The 15,677-nt window shown below is 55.6% G+C and carries 22 protein-coding genes; 19 read left to right on the forward strand and 3 right to left on the reverse strand.

The window, feature by feature from the left end; translation table 11 throughout:
• Positions 1-622 precede the first annotated feature (622 nt).
• Genes ACJ8PE_RS19540 through lysC form a run of 4 tightly spaced genes read left to right on the forward strand, consistent with a single transcriptional unit; the run spans position 623 to position 1,883 of the window.
• Positions 623-850 carry an HP1 family phage holin gene (locus tag ACJ8PE_RS19540; RefSeq protein WP_060424656.1) on the forward strand — a complete coding sequence of 76 codons (228 nt, stop codon included), beginning with the start codon at positions 623-625 and terminating at the stop codon, positions 848-850.
• Positions 851-854: 4 nt separating this feature from the next.
• Complete coding sequence (locus tag ACJ8PE_RS19545; protein ID WP_089194581.1) at positions 855-1,349, forward strand: lysozyme; 495 nt, start codon at positions 855-857, stop codon at positions 1,347-1,349.
• Positions 1,346-1,732, forward strand: coding sequence for a hypothetical protein (locus ACJ8PE_RS19550; protein ID WP_442536842.1), 387 nt, complete (start codon positions 1,346-1,348; stop codon positions 1,730-1,732). The genes ACJ8PE_RS19545 and ACJ8PE_RS19550 overlap by 4 nt, the downstream gene beginning before the upstream one ends.
• Positions 1,632-1,883, forward strand: a complete 252-nt coding sequence (gene lysC, locus ACJ8PE_RS19555) for an Rz1-like lysis system protein LysC (RefSeq protein WP_442536843.1) — start codon at positions 1,632-1,634, stop codon at positions 1,881-1,883. The genes ACJ8PE_RS19550 and lysC overlap by 101 nt, the downstream gene beginning before the upstream one ends.
• Before the next feature lie 216 nt (positions 1,884-2,099).
• Here the strand turns inward: lysC and ACJ8PE_RS19560 are convergent, their stop codons facing one another.
• Positions 2,100-2,636, reverse strand: coding sequence for a hypothetical protein (locus tag ACJ8PE_RS19560; RefSeq protein ID WP_286653143.1), 537 nt, complete (start codon positions 2,634-2,636; stop codon positions 2,100-2,102).
• 142 nt (positions 2,637-2,778) lie between these two features.
• Here ACJ8PE_RS19560 and ACJ8PE_RS19565 point away from each other — a divergent pair, with 142 nt between their 5' ends.
• On the forward strand, positions 2,779-3,801 hold the full coding sequence (locus tag ACJ8PE_RS19565; protein ID WP_442536844.1) for a terminase small subunit: 1,023 nt from the start codon (positions 2,779-2,781) through the stop codon (positions 3,799-3,801).
• A 43-nt stretch (positions 3,802-3,844) separates the two neighbouring features.
• On the opposite strand, the gene ACJ8PE_RS19570 is transcribed toward ACJ8PE_RS19565, so the two are convergent.
• Both ACJ8PE_RS19570 and ACJ8PE_RS19575 read right to left on the reverse strand, forming a co-directional pair.
• Positions 3,845-4,111 (reverse strand): DUF6953 family protein, encoded by a 267-nt coding sequence (locus ACJ8PE_RS19570; protein ID WP_099782373.1) that lies wholly within the window; start codon positions 4,109-4,111, stop codon positions 3,845-3,847.
• Positions 4,098-4,286, reverse strand: coding sequence for a YodC family protein (locus ACJ8PE_RS19575; RefSeq protein WP_099782372.1), 189 nt, complete (start codon positions 4,284-4,286; stop codon positions 4,098-4,100). Before ACJ8PE_RS19575 ends, ACJ8PE_RS19570 begins: the two co-directional genes overlap by 14 nt.
• Before the next feature lie 74 nt (positions 4,287-4,360).
• Between ACJ8PE_RS19575 and ACJ8PE_RS19580 the strand changes: the two genes are divergently transcribed.
• The 14 genes from ACJ8PE_RS19580 to ACJ8PE_RS19645 are packed head-to-tail and all read left to right on the forward strand — an operon-like array spanning position 4,361 to position 15,595.
• The gene (locus ACJ8PE_RS19580) at positions 4,361-5,980 is read left to right on the forward strand and encodes a TerL protein (RefSeq protein ID WP_213928138.1); all 1,620 of its coding nucleotides are present in this window, start codon (positions 4,361-4,363) and stop codon (positions 5,978-5,980) included.
• Complete coding sequence (locus ACJ8PE_RS19585; protein ID WP_442536845.1) at positions 5,980-7,524, forward strand: DUF1073 domain-containing protein; 1,545 nt, start codon at positions 5,980-5,982, stop codon at positions 7,522-7,524. The genes ACJ8PE_RS19580 and ACJ8PE_RS19585 overlap by 1 nt, the downstream gene beginning before the upstream one ends.
• A gap of 40 nt (positions 7,525-7,564) precedes the next feature.
• Entirely contained in the window at positions 7,565-8,248 is a 684-nt protein-coding gene (locus tag ACJ8PE_RS19590; RefSeq protein ID WP_038875869.1) for a phage head morphogenesis protein, read from the forward strand.
• A 3-nt stretch (positions 8,249-8,251) separates the two neighbouring features.
• Positions 8,252-9,577: a DUF2213 domain-containing protein gene (locus ACJ8PE_RS19595; protein WP_442536846.1), complete on the forward strand. Its 1,326-nt coding sequence runs from the start codon at positions 8,252-8,254 to the stop codon at positions 9,575-9,577.
• Between the two features lies 1 nt (position 9,578).
• Positions 9,579-10,061, forward strand: a complete 483-nt coding sequence (locus tag ACJ8PE_RS19600) for a structural cement protein Gp24 (protein ID WP_442536847.1) — start codon at positions 9,579-9,581, stop codon at positions 10,059-10,061.
• Positions 10,061-11,089, forward strand: coding sequence for a DUF2184 domain-containing protein (locus ACJ8PE_RS19605; protein ID WP_442536848.1), 1,029 nt, complete (start codon positions 10,061-10,063; stop codon positions 11,087-11,089). The genes ACJ8PE_RS19600 and ACJ8PE_RS19605 overlap by 1 nt, the downstream gene beginning before the upstream one ends.
• Positions 11,090-11,092: 3 nt before the next feature.
• Positions 11,093-11,437, forward strand: a complete 345-nt coding sequence (locus ACJ8PE_RS19610) for a hypothetical protein (protein ID WP_164120309.1) — start codon at positions 11,093-11,095, stop codon at positions 11,435-11,437.
• Positions 11,438-11,440: 3 nt separating this feature from the next.
• Positions 11,441-11,911 (forward strand): DUF4054 domain-containing protein, encoded by a 471-nt coding sequence (locus tag ACJ8PE_RS19615; protein WP_038875751.1) that lies wholly within the window; start codon positions 11,441-11,443, stop codon positions 11,909-11,911.
• Positions 11,912-12,391: a hypothetical protein gene (locus ACJ8PE_RS19620; protein ID WP_060419448.1), complete on the forward strand. Its 480-nt coding sequence runs from the start codon at positions 11,912-11,914 to the stop codon at positions 12,389-12,391.
• Positions 12,388-12,753, forward strand: a complete 366-nt coding sequence (locus ACJ8PE_RS19625) for a hypothetical protein (RefSeq protein ID WP_049194153.1) — start codon at positions 12,388-12,390, stop codon at positions 12,751-12,753. Before ACJ8PE_RS19620 ends, ACJ8PE_RS19625 begins: the two co-directional genes overlap by 4 nt.
• Complete coding sequence (locus tag ACJ8PE_RS19630; RefSeq protein ID WP_442536849.1) at positions 12,738-13,289, forward strand: phage neck terminator protein; 552 nt, start codon at positions 12,738-12,740, stop codon at positions 13,287-13,289. Before ACJ8PE_RS19625 ends, ACJ8PE_RS19630 begins: the two co-directional genes overlap by 16 nt.
• Complete coding sequence (locus tag ACJ8PE_RS19635; protein ID WP_060432106.1) at positions 13,270-14,754, forward strand: DUF3383 domain-containing protein; 1,485 nt, start codon at positions 13,270-13,272, stop codon at positions 14,752-14,754. The genes ACJ8PE_RS19630 and ACJ8PE_RS19635 overlap by 20 nt, the downstream gene beginning before the upstream one ends.
• Complete coding sequence (locus tag ACJ8PE_RS19640) at positions 14,754-15,191, forward strand: phage tail fiber protein (RefSeq protein WP_038875737.1); 438 nt, start codon at positions 14,754-14,756, stop codon at positions 15,189-15,191. The genes ACJ8PE_RS19635 and ACJ8PE_RS19640 overlap by 1 nt, the downstream gene beginning before the upstream one ends.
• Positions 15,191-15,595, forward strand: a complete 405-nt coding sequence (locus ACJ8PE_RS19645) for a hypothetical protein (protein WP_049194151.1) — start codon at positions 15,191-15,193, stop codon at positions 15,593-15,595. Before ACJ8PE_RS19640 ends, ACJ8PE_RS19645 begins: the two co-directional genes overlap by 1 nt.
• Positions 15,596-15,677 lie beyond the last annotated feature (82 nt).

Raw genomic sequence — 15,677 nt, forward strand, 5'->3', positions numbered from 1 at the left:
GGATGATTGCTACATGATTTTTGTGTAGACGATGAGGTGCTGTGTGTGTCGTCTTTTGGCGACACTACAACAATGCTTTTAAGCGGGCAAGCCGATTTCCCAAAAAGTAAGAAAATTCTGTAATTCGGCGTTATACCGAGTAGATAACGTAATTCCAGTATGTTTTTAGACAATCTTACGGGTGTTCATAAATACAAGTATGTGATTGAATAGAATGATAATGTTGTCATGTTTCTGATGAATGCTACTCATCAGACGGAGGTACTCACTTGATACTCGTTATCTAATCCCCCCCGGATTATGTGAGTACCTCCCTCGATGGGATGCTGCACTAATCGGAGCGCAACGGAAAGAGTGCTTGAGTCCTTTAACGGGCGATCGGCACAGCAATAGTACTCTTTTCGTTGTGGTGAATTGCAGTCCTCCGAGACAAGCCGAAGATAAGCACCGGCCGCCACGACACCCTGCCAAGCCTCAGCCTAATTGCTGGGGCTTTTCGTTTTCGCCTCCTTGCTAAATCAATCAATCACACTGCAAACATATCCTGATCTTGAGTGACTAGGCGGGAGGCTAAACCATTCCTATCACCCGGTACCGGGACAGATCCCCGGAAGGGGGAGGTATGAAGATGGACAAATACAGCTCCCAGCTCTCGTACTGGGTTGCTTCACTGTTGGCCGCAGCTGGCGCCATGACATTGCAAGATTGGGCTGTATTAGTGGGGATCCTCGTTGCCGTTTTTACGGCGGGGGTGAACTGGTATTACAAACGCAAATTGGTCAACAAACTCACAGCCGTCGGTTATGACAAAGAGCGTGCAAAAGCAGCTTATAAAGCGATGAGCGAGTGAAGCCATGAACTCACATTTGAGAAATAAAATCGTCGCTGCCATAACCGGTGGCGGCGGGGCGATTGCGATCGCCACTGCAATGCTCGGCGGCCACGATGGGTTAGAGGGGCGGCGGTATGTGGCCTATCGCGACGTTGTCGGCGTTCTGACGGTCTGCGATGGACATACCGGTGCCGATATTATCCTCGGCAAGCGATACAGCGACGCAGAATGCGATGCGCTGTTGAAATCTGACCTGCAGAAAGTTGCACGGATTGTCGATCCTGCGATCAAGGTGAAAACCACGGAAACCCAGCGCGCCGCTATTTACTCGTTCTCGTACAACGTCGGCCCGTATGCGTTCATCGGCTCCACGATGCTGAAAAAATTGAATGCCGGCGACCCGGCCGGTGCGTGCGGTGAACTGAAGCGTTGGAAGTATGCCGGCGGCAAAGAGTGGAAAGGGCTGATCACCCGGCGTGAAGTCGAAAACACCGTCTGCACCTGGGGCCAATCATGAAAGGCTGGATGAGCAAGATCGCCGACGGCAGCCTGGTGCTTCTGTTGCTGGTGGCTATCTTTCTTGGCGGTTACAGCTCGCTGTTGTCGCACCGGTTGCAGTTGGCACGCCAGCAGGCTGCTGAACAGCAGAAGACGCTGGCGCAGCAGGCAGGACTGATCACCACACTGCGCGCGGATGACGCCCGTAATCGCGCAATGATGGCCGAACAGCAACGGAGAGAGCAGCAGCTGCGCCAGCAGGGCGAAAACTACCAGAGGAAATATCGTGAAGCAATCCAGAATGACGAGTGTAGCCGGCGCGCTGCTCCTCCCGCTGTTCTTGGCCTCCTGCGCGGAACGGACACCACCGACGCCGGCGCCGCTCGTGCTGTTTCCCCCTGAATCAGTGTTCACCCCCTGCGAACAACCAAAATTGCAGGGTGATACCTGGGGGGATATCGGCAGCCACGCGCTGGCGCTTCAAACAGCGTTATCAATCTGCGCCGGCCAGGTGGCCACGCTGAATCAGTGGAGGCAACAAATGCTGAAATAAAACGGTTAGACCGCAGCAGCCGAAGGGCGGCAATTGTAGGGTAATAACCTGCACCCGAGTCTCTCGTCGTGAGCCAGCTTCGCATCTGGTTAGGGTTAATGAATCAAAATAGCGCCGGGGAAGCATCGGGAACGCCAATCCCGAACTGGTTATGGGCGGCCATAGGGCGACGGAGACTCAAGGGCATGGGCGCGGCCACTGCGAGAGTGTGGCTGGTTAATGTGAGGGGGGAAATTCCCCGAGATTCTGCAAATCTTTGATGGCAGAACCATCTACGGTGATTTCATATTCCCCAAGACGCATACTATTTGGATGGGTGTCCGCAGTAGCAATAATTGCTGATGGCGGTGCCAAGCCTTGTAAAAGTACGCCACCTGAACCACATGCATTAAGTCCCCTGGCATATTGCAAAGCCTTATCCTTTTTCTGTGTCCAGCAAAACCCTATGACGCCTTGATTATACCGATCGAGATTTTCGCCTCGATACACGATTAAACTTTCGCCGCCATAGGCAGGCAACAATGTCCTTAGAACATGAAGAAGTTTCTTGTCATCGTTTATACATGATCGAATGGATCCACCTAATTCAATCCACATCGAATGAAAAGCTGATTTTAGCTCTGGGCTTGGGTTGTCCGTTCCTTCGAACGATGCTGCGAATTCAACCCATTTGCATTGAGCGTGAATTGTTTTCAGATGGATTTGCTCGGGTGAGTCCTTTTTACCCCACATCTTGTCCATTTCAGTTTTCATCGATTCTCATACCAGTGGTTATTTTCATGTGAGCATTACAAAGCAACCTTACGAGGATGCTGTGTAATGCGCAAGCAAAGTCACCTCGTTACTCCTGCTCGCTGTGGGGGTAGTGCTGGTGGCTTTTTTTATGGAGCACGCTATGTCACAACCGGAAGAAAGCGGCCTTGAGCGCGATTACTGTGCCGGTCAGCTTTCTCTCCGTGAGATGGCAAAGATTTACGGCATCAGTGAAGCAGCCATTAGAAAGCGGGCCAAAAAGCATGGTTGGGTACGCAGTGAGAAAACTGGTACGCAACCCGGTACGCAGGTACGCAAAAAAGGTACGCAAAAAGCTAAGGTGCGTAACGAGGAAAAAATGCAGAACTCAACACCTGAAAAGGTTATAGAGGAACTGCATCGTGATGCTGTAGAAGGAGAGGAAGAATTTTCCATAGACTCGCGTAAGTACGGGCTCAGCGATATGCAGTGGCGTTTCGTCAATGAATATCTCATCGACCTAAACAGGACGGCAGCATACAAACGTGCGGGAGGCAAAGGCGAGGGCAACACGGCATATGTCAGCGCTAGCCGCATGTATAGAAACGCTAAGGTGAATAGGGCAATCAGCGACGCGCTGGCTGCTCGCGAACGTCGCACCCAGATCACCCAGGATGAAGTCTTGAAACTGTGGTGGGACATCGCTACCGCCGACGCCAACCAGATCACCGAGTACCGCCGGTTGTGCTGTCGCCATTGCTGGGGCTTTGGGTTTCAGTACCAGTGGCGTGACGCTGTTGAGTATGAAGAGGCGAGCGAGAAGGCCAAGACAGCGAAGAAACCACCGCCGCGAGACAAAGGTGGCTACGGTTTTGACTCCACGCTGGATCCAAACCCTGATTGCCCACGTTGCAATGGTGCCGGTGAGGGCCGCGCCCACTTCCACGACACGCGTGATTTAAAAGGGGCTGCCCGCCGCCTGTTCGCTGGCATCAAGGAAGGTAAATTTGGTATTGAGGTGATCACCCGCAATCAGGACGACGCACTGAAAATGGTTGCCCAGCATCTTGGAATGATAAAAACCAAGACTGAATTGAGCGGTCCTGATGGTGGCCCGGTTAAAACCGAGAGCGTCAATATGACGACGGAAGAGGCTGCGGAGTTTTATCGGAAAATGATGGGTTGAAAAAAAGGGGCGATATTGCACCCCCTTGTATGTGAGCAATTTATTAACCGCGGGCATTTCTGCCTGGCTCATCCTCGGCAACTCGATAGCGCCAGTAAAACCCGGAACGAACCCAAACAACATCATTTCTCGTTAAGTTGAGAAATTCATTCAGGAGAGGGCGTCCCAAAACTTGGTTACCATCTGTATTTTCGGTCAAGTGCGATTCGTCATTATTTTTGATCAGGTAATCAACAACATCATCCTGATAAAGACACTTATCGCGTCGTAGAGCGGTTAGCATCCACTGAGCGACTTCAGCTCTCTCCATTTTCAGCTGATTCCAAAGAAGCTTCCGAGAAATTGCCGCGCTCAAGCTTGCGCCCAGCAAACCATTGACACCAATATGAATATGAGGTCGATGTTTCACTTACTGACTGAATAGTCATGTCTGGACCGCCAGATTTTAATTTAACTAAGTCACCAACATCAAAAGCATTGTTCATAAAAATCTCCTTTGTTAATAAGCACATCTAATATGTGGCTTTTGCATGCAAACATCAACAAGGTCGTTTTCATTATGCCGATACCATTCCCCTTCGACTTCAAAAACCCGGACTACACCCAGGTGTTCGAATGGCGGATGGAACGCCTGCAGCGTATCAGGGCTAATCCTGAATCGCTCCCAATCATGAAGGCCTTTTATAAGGACCACCCGGCCCAGTTCATCATTGATTGGGGAATGACGGTTGACCCGCGCAACGTCGAGCGTGGCTTACCGGCTCGCATCCCATTTCTGCTGTTCCCAAAACAGGAGGAGTGGATCCAGTGGTTTGTAGAGCACTGGCGGGCATCAAAACCCGGCATCACGGAGAAAACCCGCGACATGGGCATGTCGTGGCTGACGGTGGGGATGGCGTCGTCGCTCTGCCTGTTTAATCGGGGCGTTTTCGCCGGCTTCGGCTCTCGCAAAGAAGAATACGTTGATAAAATCGGCTCACCGAAGTCGCTGTTCGACAAAGCCCGTAACTTCATTAGCCTGTTGCCGGTAGAGTTTCGCGGCGGCTGGAGTGCCAAACAGCACGCGCCGCACATGCGCATCCTATTCCCGGAAACCGAATCAGCAATGACCGGTGAGGCCGGCGACGGCATCGGGCGTGGTGACCGCACCAGTTTCTACATCGTGGACGAATCCGCGTTCCTGGAGCGGCCTTATCTGGTTGATGCGTCGCTGTCTGCCACCACCAACTGCCGGCAGGACATTTCAACGCCGAACGGCATGGCCAACTCCTTCGCTGAGCGCCGTCATAGCGGCAAGATCGACGTGTTTACGTTCCACTGGCGTGATGACCCTCGCAAAGACCAGGCTTGGTACGACAAGCAGGTAGAGGAGCTCGACGCTGTCACCGTGGCACAGGAAATCGACATCAACTACAGCGCATCCGTCGAGGGTGTGCTGATCCCGTCTGCATGGGTGCAGGCGGCTATCGACGCTCACATCGTGCTTGGCATCGAGCCAACGGGCGTGCGCATGGGGGCGCTGGATGTTGCCGATGAGGGCAAGGACACCAACGCTTTTACGTCCCGTCACGGCTTCCTCCTGGAGGATATCGACGAGTGGTCGGGGAAGGGCGACGACATTTTTGGAACCGTTCAGAAAGCTTTTAACATTTGCGATCAGCAACTGCTTGATCACTTCAGGTTTGACTCAGACGGTCTGGGGGCCGGGGCGCGCGGCGACGCACGGGTAATAAACGAAAATCGTGAAACCGAGGACATACCAACAATTGTCGCTGTGCCATTCCGCGGTAGCGGAGCGGTATTCGATCCTGAAGGCGAGGCCGTTCGTGGCGATAACGGACGGCCAGCCCGTCTTAACAAGGACTTTTTCGCCAATGCCAAAGCACAGGGGTGGTGGTCACTGCGTACCCGGTTCCAAAAAACCTACCGCGCAGTGACTGAAGGGATGGAATTTGATCCTGACGAAATTATTTCCATCTCTGGGACGATGAAAAAAAAGGACAAGCTGGTTATTGAATTATCCCAGCCCACTTACACGGTGAATGGTGTGGGGAAAATCGTGGTTGATAAAAAGCCTGACGGTACCAAATCACCGAACCTCGCCGACTCGGCAATGATCGCCTACGCCCCAATGGAAATGCCTATGCTCATTTCCGACGACTTTTTGGAGAGTATTTGATGTGGCCCTTTAAGCGAAAAAAAACGAGTGACGAGGCGCCGCCAGTGCAGGAGGCGCCAAAATCGCCAGGGATTGCGATCAGCGACGAGATGCTCGCCGAGGTCGGACACAAAAAGCGGCGTGAGTTCGAGAAGTACGAACCGCCGGCCGGTGTTATCCCTGACGATATCCGCAGTGGAATTCTTGCGATGGATGCAACGCCATACGATTCACTGAACGGCAGCTACCCTGACTACGTTTTCGGCGGCTTCCCAGGCTATCCCTATTTGGCTCAACTCGCCCAGCTGCCGGAATATCGCCGGATGGTGAGCGTGATCGCCGAGGAAATGACCCGCAAATGGATCAAGGTTAAAGCGGCCAGTGACGGGGATGAAAGCAAGGCTGACCGCATCGCGCTACTCGTTAAGGCGATGGAGCGCTACAAGGTGCAGGATGTTTTCCGCCTGGCTATTGAGCACGACGGATTTTTCGGCCGCGGCCAGATATACATCGATGTGCGTTCCCCGCGCGGTTTGTCCGCATGGACGGATCCGGAGGAGCTGCAATCCCGGCTGTTCCTGTCCAACAAAAAAATCACGCCCGGCTCGCTGGTGGGCTTTCGCGTGATTGAGCCGGTATGGACCTACCCAGGCATCTACAACGCCGATAACCCGCTGAGCGATGATTTCTACAAGCCGGCGGAGTGGTTCGTGATGGGTAAGACCGTGCACGCCAGCCGCATGTTGGATCTGATTTCCCGGCCGGTGCCTGACATGTTGAAGCCGGCCTATAACTTCGGTGGCTTGTCGCTGACGCAAATCGCCGAGCCCTACGTCAATAACTGGCTGCGTACCCGCGATAGCGTGGGTGATGTGCTTCATTCCTTCTCCCTGAGCGGCATCCTCACGAACATGGGGAATGCGTTAAGCGGAAAGAACGATCCCAACTATGCCAAGCGCGCGGAGCTGTATAACCGCACGCGGGACACGCGCGGCTTGTTGATTCTGGACAAGCAACAGGAGGAGTTCTTCCAGTTCAACACGCCACTGAGTGGGCTGGACACGCTGCAGGCGCAGGCACAAGAGCACATGTTCTTTGTCAGTGCGATCCCGTCGGTGAAGTTCGCAGGCCTGAGCCCCACGGGGTTGAATGCCTCGAGCGAGGGCGAGATCAAGGTGTTCTACGACACGATAGCGGCCGGCGCGTCCAGATTGCTCAAGCACCCGATAAAGCGCGTGATGGACATTATCCAGCTTTCGGAGTTTGGCGACATCGATCCGGATATCACCTTTGAATTTGAATCCCTGCACGAAATGACGCGTGAACAGCAGGCCGCCATCCGCAAAACAGAAGCGGAGACGGACCAGATTTACGAGAGTATCGGCGCGGTGACGAATAACGAGGTGCGCGAAAAATTGGCCTCGGATCCGAACAGCCCCTACAGCGGTCTGGATTTAAGCGGGGAGATTGAGATTGACGACGACGAAGACGACGAAAACTTCAACCTCGAGGAAAGCGCGTCGGAAAAAGACCCTCCGTCAGATCCGACCCAACGCGGGGATTGAGGCCTGGTACCGGCGGCAGCTGGATAGGGCGGTGCAGGAGCTGCACAACAGCACGCTCTATTGGCTGCGCGCCGAATACCGGCAGACCGGGCTGGCGCAGGATGCCTCACCGGCGATCATGATGCGTGATGCCATGCGCAAATTGTCGCGGCGCTGGCGAAAAAAATTCGATGTGCTGGCCGGGAAACTGGCTGAGCGTTTCGCTTCTGATGTGATGAAGAATAGCGATGCGTCGCTTTCCACTGCATTGCAGCAGGCCGGTTTCACGGTGCCCTTCAAAATGACGGCGGAAATGAACAACGCACTGCAGGCGACCATCACCGAGAACGTCAATCTGATCCGCTCCATTCCGCAGCAATACCTCACGCAGGTCGAAACGCTGGTAATGCAGTCGGTATCTCGCGGGCGTGATCTCGGCACCCTGACAAAAGAGCTGCAACAGCGCTATGGCGTCACCCGGCGCCGGGCGGCTTTTATCGCGCTGGATCAGAACAACAAGGCAACGTCTGCCATGCAGTCGGCGCGCCAGCGTGCGCTTGGCATCCGCCGGGGGCGCTGGCGCCATTCCCACGCAGGGAAAGAGCCGCGCATCTCCCATGTGAAAGCCGACGGCAAAGAGTTCGATCTGGACAAAGGCATGTTTATCGATGGCGAATGGATCATGCCAGGGCAAAAAATACGTTGCAGGTGTGGATGGGAGGCGATTTTACCGGGACTGGAGTAATGAATGACGACTGAACGACTGGCATTTGACCGGGGTTCGGTGCGGCAAATTGATAAGGTCGGACGGCTGCAGGTCGAACGCAGCAACATCAGCAAGGCCAACGTGTGCGGCTATTACGGGCGAGAAATCCCGAATTCCGAGGCGCTGGGACTTGAGCCCGACCGGCTGTACATGCTGTACCGCGACCCCGACGAGCTGCGCAAGGCAGCGAAAACCTTCAATAACATCCCCATCCTTTGCCGACACAAGCCTGATTACCCAGGCGCGCCCGCGCGTGAGCTTCGGGTGGGGGCAACGCACGCCAACAGTGATTTTGATGGCACCTACCTAACAAACGGATTGTCGATTTGGGACAACTCCGCCATCGCCGGTATCGAGACCGACGAGCAACGAGAACTGTCATCGTCGTATGCGTACGTCGCTGACATGACCCCAGGCGTTACCCCGGATGGCGTCAAATTTGACGGCGTGATGCGGGATATCGTCGGTAACCACGTGGCGCTGGTCGGTGACGGCCGGGCCGGATCCGATGTGCTGGTATTTGATTGCCTCCCGAAGGAGTTACAAAACATGAAATTAAATCGCAAGGGTGTCGCCATGCGCGCAGCGCTGGGCGCCTATCTTAAACCTCGCCTGGCGCAAGACGCCTCGCCGAAAGACCTCACGCAATTAGTGGGCCAGCATAAACGCCCCAATGCGATCGCGAATGCGGTCAAATCCGCGTTTTCCGGCCGCCTGGCGCAGGATATGGAAATCGAGCCGGCCGAGCTTGCCGAACTGATGGAGGCCGCCGAAGAAGTGGTCGAGCCGGAAGAGAACGGGCCAGCGTTTGATACGGAAAACCCACTGGAAAGCATCCTGGCGCTGTTGTCCGACAAAGTGCCGGAGGAAGTGCTGGAAAAAATCAAAGCGGTACTGATGCCGGCGGCGGATGACACCCCGGACGATCCAGCAAAAGACCCGGTAAAACCGAATCCCGATACGGTCAGCAAACCGGCGATGGACGCAGCTATCAGGCTGGCGGCTGACAACGCCACCAAGGCGGCGGCGAAAAACTTCCAGGCGGTTCGCACCGCTGAAAGTGAGGTGCGTCCTCTGATTGGTGACGTGGTGGCGATGGACTCCGCCGAGGAGGTTTACCGCACCGCGCTCGAACAGGCCGGGATCGATATCACCGACGTACACCCAAGCGCTTACCGCAGCATGGTGAAGTATGCCGTAGAACAAAAACAGGCCGTCAAGGCGCCGAAGCTGGCCCATGACTCCGCGGCTGCATCGTCTTTCGCTGCCGACTTCCCTACCGCCGGCAAACTTAAACGAGGTTATTAACATGTCAGGATTTCAGACGAGCATTAACCAATACCCGGCTCCGGGTATTGAGGGGGCTTTTGCCAGTAACAACCCGTACACCAGCTATGTGGCCGGTGATGGGGCATTGGTCACCGGCGCCGACGGGTTAACCATTGGGCGATTTGCCTGGGTGGTGAAGGGCGTGGCATCGAACAAAGGCACTGGCGCGCCGTCGGGGTTTGTTCCTCGCGATGGCCAGGCGTCAATCGTTGAATGGCTGGGCGCGGCGTCTAATGTGATCCAGCCGGGGCGAGAGTGCACGCTGCACACCGGCGGTGATTACTGGGCGGTTACCACGACGGCAGCCACTGTCGGCCAAAAAGTGTTTGCGTCACTGACCACCGGCGAGATTGCTACCGGTGCCGCCGGCGCGACCATTGAAGGCTTTGCGGAAACGGCATTCTCGGTGGCCAGCGCCGCGGCGGCCAAAGAACGTATCAAAATCAGCACCTGGAGCAAGTGATGAATAAATTTAAGCAGCATTACGCTACCGCCAGCCGCGATTACGGCATCATCCTGCCGGGCGCGCAGGCTTACCTGCCGCCGGAGTACGCGAGCGATTTCGCGCTGGCGATGGATGCGCAGCCTAATCTGGTAACGGTCTCAAACTCCGGCGTGCCGGCCTATTTCACCAACTACGTTGATCCAGAATTAATTCGCGTGCTGGTGACACCGATGAAAGCAGCCCAAATCCTGGGCGAAACCAAAAAGGGCGACTGGACGACGCTGACCACTCAATTCCCGATCGTGGAATCAGCCGGTGACACCAGCTCTTACGGCGACTACAACAACAACGGCATGGTAACCGCGAACGCAAACTGGGTGCCACGCCAGAGCTACCACTACCAGACGCACACCCGCTGGGGTGAACGCGAACTGGATATGTACGGCGCGGCGCGCATTGGCTGGGCGGCGGAGTTGAATGTCGCGTCTGCTCTGGTGCTGAACAAGTTCCAGAATAAATCCTACTTCTACGGCATCGAGGGCTTGCAGAACTACGGCATGCTGAACGATCCATCGCTGTCGGCGCCGATTACCCCGATTGACGTCGGCGGCAAGTTGAAGTGGGACGATAAGGATGGCGACGCTATTTATAACGACGTCGTCAAGCTGTACAAGCAGCTCGCCAGTCAGACCAAAGGTCATGTCGAACGTACCGACGCGATGAAGCTGAATATGTCCCCGACATCGGAAGCAAACCTGACGAAGACCAACCAATACAAGGTCAACGTTTCAGATCTTCTGCAGAAAAACTTCCCGAATATGACCATCGAAACGGCGGTGGAGTATTCCAGCGACGCGGGTGAAGTGGTTCAGCTGATTGCCGAGCGCCTCGGGGAGAACGACACCGGTTACTGTGCGTTCACCGAGAAAATGCGCGCGCACGCCGTGGTGACGGAGTCTTCAGCCTGGCACCAGAAAAAATCCGCCGGTACCTGGGGGGCGATCATTCGCCAACCGCTGGCTTACGCACAAATGTTGGGGGTTTAAAAGATGGCAGAGCAAGTAACAGTTGGCTGCAAATTGCCGAACGGTTTGGTGTTGGAAGTCGACGGCCATCGGCAGGCGGTCGCGGGTTACCGCGGCGAAGATGTGCGAATTATCGGCGGCTATGGCCTCACACCGGTCGATAAGGAACTGTGGGACGCCTGGCTGAAGATCCACAAAGATCAGCCGTATGTAAAAAACGGTGTGATCTTCGCGCAGGAGAATGGCAACAGCGCCCGTGCGCAGGCCAAAGAGCAGGAAAAGTTGAAGTCAGGCCTTGACCCATTGCCGCAGAACAACCCGGCACCGGGGATCAAGCGTGATGATGAAGCGATGAATAAGAAGGAGTAATGCATGGGCGCCGTGGTTTTCAACATCAAGGCATTTCGGGCGCTTTACCCGGCGTTTGCAACGGGATGCGGATCGGCGCCAAGTGATGACCTGCTCGAGGCGCTGTTCAATCAGGCCTCGACCCTCTACCTCGATAATACCGATGAAAGCAAAGTGCAGGATCTGAAAGAGCGTGAGCAGTTATTTTTCCTGCTTGTTGCTCATCTCTGTGCGTTGCGCGGATTTGGTTCAGGACAGTCGGGCGGTCAGGGAAGCGGCCTTGTTGGCCGCATTACCAGTGCCTCAGAGGGATCGGTTTCTGTATCGGTGGACAGCGCCGGCAGTAACGATCAGTCATGGTGGTATCTACAGACTCCCTATGGCGCGGATTATTGGCAAGCGACCGCGCCCTACAGGACGATGGTTTATCACCCGGGCTCATCGCCATCTCGCTATCCAGATCACTACTATCGGCCGGTCAGGCGGGGGCGCTAAATGGGTGCCAGTGTTCGCGGCGGTGCCGCGTTTAAAGCGCGCCTGGCGCAAATTGCCGAAGGGCTGTCTTCGGGCAAGAGCCTCAAGGTGGGTTTTTTGGCCGATGCGACCTATGAGGACGGGACCCCGGTTGCGCTGGTGGCCGCCGCGAACGAGTTCGGAAAAATGGTGATGACCAAGGCCGGGGAGTCCTATTTTCAGCTGCCGCGGCCTTTTTTCCGCAACATGATTTCAGCCAACAGTACGCAGTGGCCCGGTGAGTTTTCGCAGCTTATCCGTTCATCAAATTATGACGCGCGGTTAGCGCTTGGATTGATGGGGGAGCGGATAAAAAGCCAGCTGCAGGATTCTATCCGGGAGCTCAATTCTCCGCCGTTGGCGGAATCGACCATTAAGCGCAAAGGGTTCGATAAGCCGCTGGTCGACACTGGCCACATGCAGAACAGCGTCGACTATGCCGTTGATGGAGGTGATGAGTGAATTTGCACGGTATTGTTTCGCGCGCCGTCGGCGCAGTTAATCCCTTCGTTGAGGCGCAGATTTATCGATCGCTCGGTGCCGAAAAACGTGAGGATTATTCCCGGGCGCCGGCCTATGACGCGCCTATTCCGATGATGGTACAAAAACAGGCTGTTACCCAGGGCGATATCCGCCACCTGGACAACCTGAATATTCAGGGGGTGTTCACGTCCATCTATACGAACGGGAACTGGTGCGGTGTGAGCCGACCGAAGCAGGTCGGCGGTGACAAATTCGTCATCGCGGGGGAAACGTGGCTTGTGGTGGCGGTGCCGGAGAACTGGCCGGATTGGACGAGGGTTGTTGCATGTCTGCAAACGTAACGCTCTCGATCACTGAAAGCGATCTCTATAAAGCCCTTGGCGATTTTCTCCAGGGGCTTTTTGTTGATGCGCAGATCGTGCGCACTCAGCAAAACGGGGTGCCGATGCCACAGGGCGAATTTATCGCGATGACTTCGCTGAATTCCGCCGGTTTGTCTACGGCGGTGGTGAAGTACACGCCGCCACCGGCGGCCGGAATGGGTACGCAACACATCACGCGCACCACGCGCTGGGAATGTCAGCTTGATTTCTTTGGCGACAGCGCGGAGCGAAATTCCCTGATGTTCGCCACGCTGATCCGCTCGGAGTTTGGCACCTCCGCTTTTCGCTGCTCCGGGGGCGTCTTAACGCCGCTCTACTGTAGCGATCCCCGTCAGACCACGATGATTAACGGCGAGTGGCAATACGAACCGCGCTGGACGCTGGAATTCATCGCGCAAATCAAACCGGTGGTCAGTGCGCCTCTGGCGTTCTTCGACAACGTGACCATCAAAACGACCACAACGGAGTCCATCGATGGCAATTCCAATCAGTAAAGACGTAAAAATCAAACCGGGCGTGCTATCCGCCGTGGGTAATGCGGTCGACCTCAACGGCCTGCTTTTAACCGACAGCCCTTACGTACCGATCGGCGACGTCCCTTCGTTTTCGTCACCCTCGAGCGTGGCCGATTATTTCGGTGGTGACTCTGACGAATACGTTATGGCATCCATGTATTTTCAGGGCTACAACAACGCGACAAAATCTCCGGGGGCGTTGCTGTTCGCCCGATTCAACCGCGCGCCGGCGGCCGCATGGTTGCGCAGCGGATCGTTTAAAGGGGTGACGGTCGAGGAGCTGAAAAAAATCTCCGGTACGCTCACGATCAGCATCAGCGGGAAGAATGCCAGTGCGGAAGTCAATTTCAGCGCGGTAACCAGTTTTGCGGAGGCGGCCGCCGCGTTGCAAACCTCATTGACGGCCGCCGTGGCGACGGTGGTATATGACACCACGCACAATGCCTTCATCATCACTGCTGCAGGCGCCAAGCCGGAAGCGACGACCATCGCGTATGCGACCGGTACCGCAGCGGCACCCATGAAGATGACCAGCGATCTCGGCGCCAAGATCTCCCAGGGGGCGCCGGCGGCAGTGGTTCCCGCGCTGTTCACGGCAATCATCGCCAAGTCGCAGCAATGGGCTTCATTCTCGACCGTTTTCGAGTGCAAGGATGATGAACACCTGGCGTTGTCCGCATGGGCCAGCGCGCAGGAGGAGCGCTTTTTCTATGTGGCGTGGACCACCAACGAAAAAGCCCGAATTACGGGCAATCAGGATCACATCGCGTACAAGATCATCACCGTGAATAATTACGGGAGTGTCGTGCCGGTGTTCTGCACTGACGTGAAAAAACCTGCATCCGTATTGGGATATGCCGCTGCGCTGGACTTTACCCGCACAGAAGGGCGCGTGCCGTTCAAATTCCGCGAATACAACGGGCTGGCGGCCGATGTGACCAGCGGGGATGAGTACGACGTGCTGATCGCCAATGGCTATAACTTCTACGGCAAGTACGCCGCCAATAACATCGTCGAGGATTATTGGGCAGATGGCTCGATCACCGGCGATTTCAAATGGCTGGACAGCTTCGCTGGGCAAATTTGGCTGAACGCCAACCTGCAGGGCGCGGTGCTGGCGCTGTTCAAATCCAACAAGACGATCCCTTACAACAACGCCGGGCGCGCGCTGGTTGCAACCTCGATGACCGATGTGATCGAGCAGTTTAAAGCATGGGGCGGCATTCGTGCCGGGGTGACACTGTCCGCGGCGCAAAAACTGGAGATCAGCAACGCAGTAGGGGAAGACGTGTCGGCGACAATTTTCGCGACGGGGTACTACCTCTATGTCGGTGAAATGCTGCCGGCCCTTCGACCAGGTCGCACCAGCCCGAACTGCGCGTTGTGGTACAGCGACGGCGGCAGCATCCAGAAATTGAATATTGCATCGACGGAGGTTCAATAATGTCCAACACCATCACTTCTGCCGACGCCATCATTACGCTGTCGGTAATGAACCTGTACCCGTCAGGTGTGCAGCTGCAGGGCTTCGCTGCGGATAATATCTACGGGACCGACGCGCTGAGCCTGGCGGAAACGGTGCGCGGCGCCGACGGCAAGTTATCGGCCGGCTTCATTTACGGCAACATCAACCAGACGATCTACATTATGCCGGATTCGGAAAGTCGGGACGTGTTCGATACCTGGGCTACCACATCGCGCGCCAGCGTGGCGGTGTTCCGCTGCAATGCAACGGTTATCTTGCCGGCGCTCAAGCGCAAATATAAATGCGTGAACGGCGTGCTGAAGCAGTGGAAGGCGCTACCGGATGCCGGCCGCATTCTGCAGGCCAGCCAGGCGATCATCGAATGGGAATCCATCACTCCGGAGGCGTTTAACTGATGGCACGTAAAGAGACGTTTATCACTATCGACGCCGCCGGGCGCGATCAGGGCAAGGTTTTCTATATCAAGGAAATGTCGGCTTCACAGGCTGAATGGTGGGCTTTGCGGGCGCTCATGGCGATGGGGCGCGGCGGCGTCGAGATCCCCGATAATTTACGCAGCATGGGGATCGCGGCGATGGCTGTTGAGGGCTTAAAGGCGATTTCGAAGATCCCCCCGGATGAGGCCAAGCCGCTGCTTGATGAGTTGATGACCTGTGTTCAGGCCGTGCCGAATCCAGCGGATAAAACCGTGGTTCGCCCTTTGATTGAAGCCGATATCGATGAAGTGGCCACACGCCTTAACCTGCGCGCGGAGGTGTTCAAACTGCACGTGGATTTTTTCGCTACCGCCGGCCGCTAGATATACCGCCTCGTTTTGCCAATCCTGACAGGCCGTTTGGGCTTGTCGATTACACCAACGTTCCGCACACCATCGCTACCGT

It is taken from the genome of Serratia sp. CY74737 (assembly GCF_052166775.1).
Classification (GTDB): Bacteria; Pseudomonadota; Gammaproteobacteria; order Enterobacterales; family Enterobacteriaceae; genus Serratia; species Serratia ureilytica.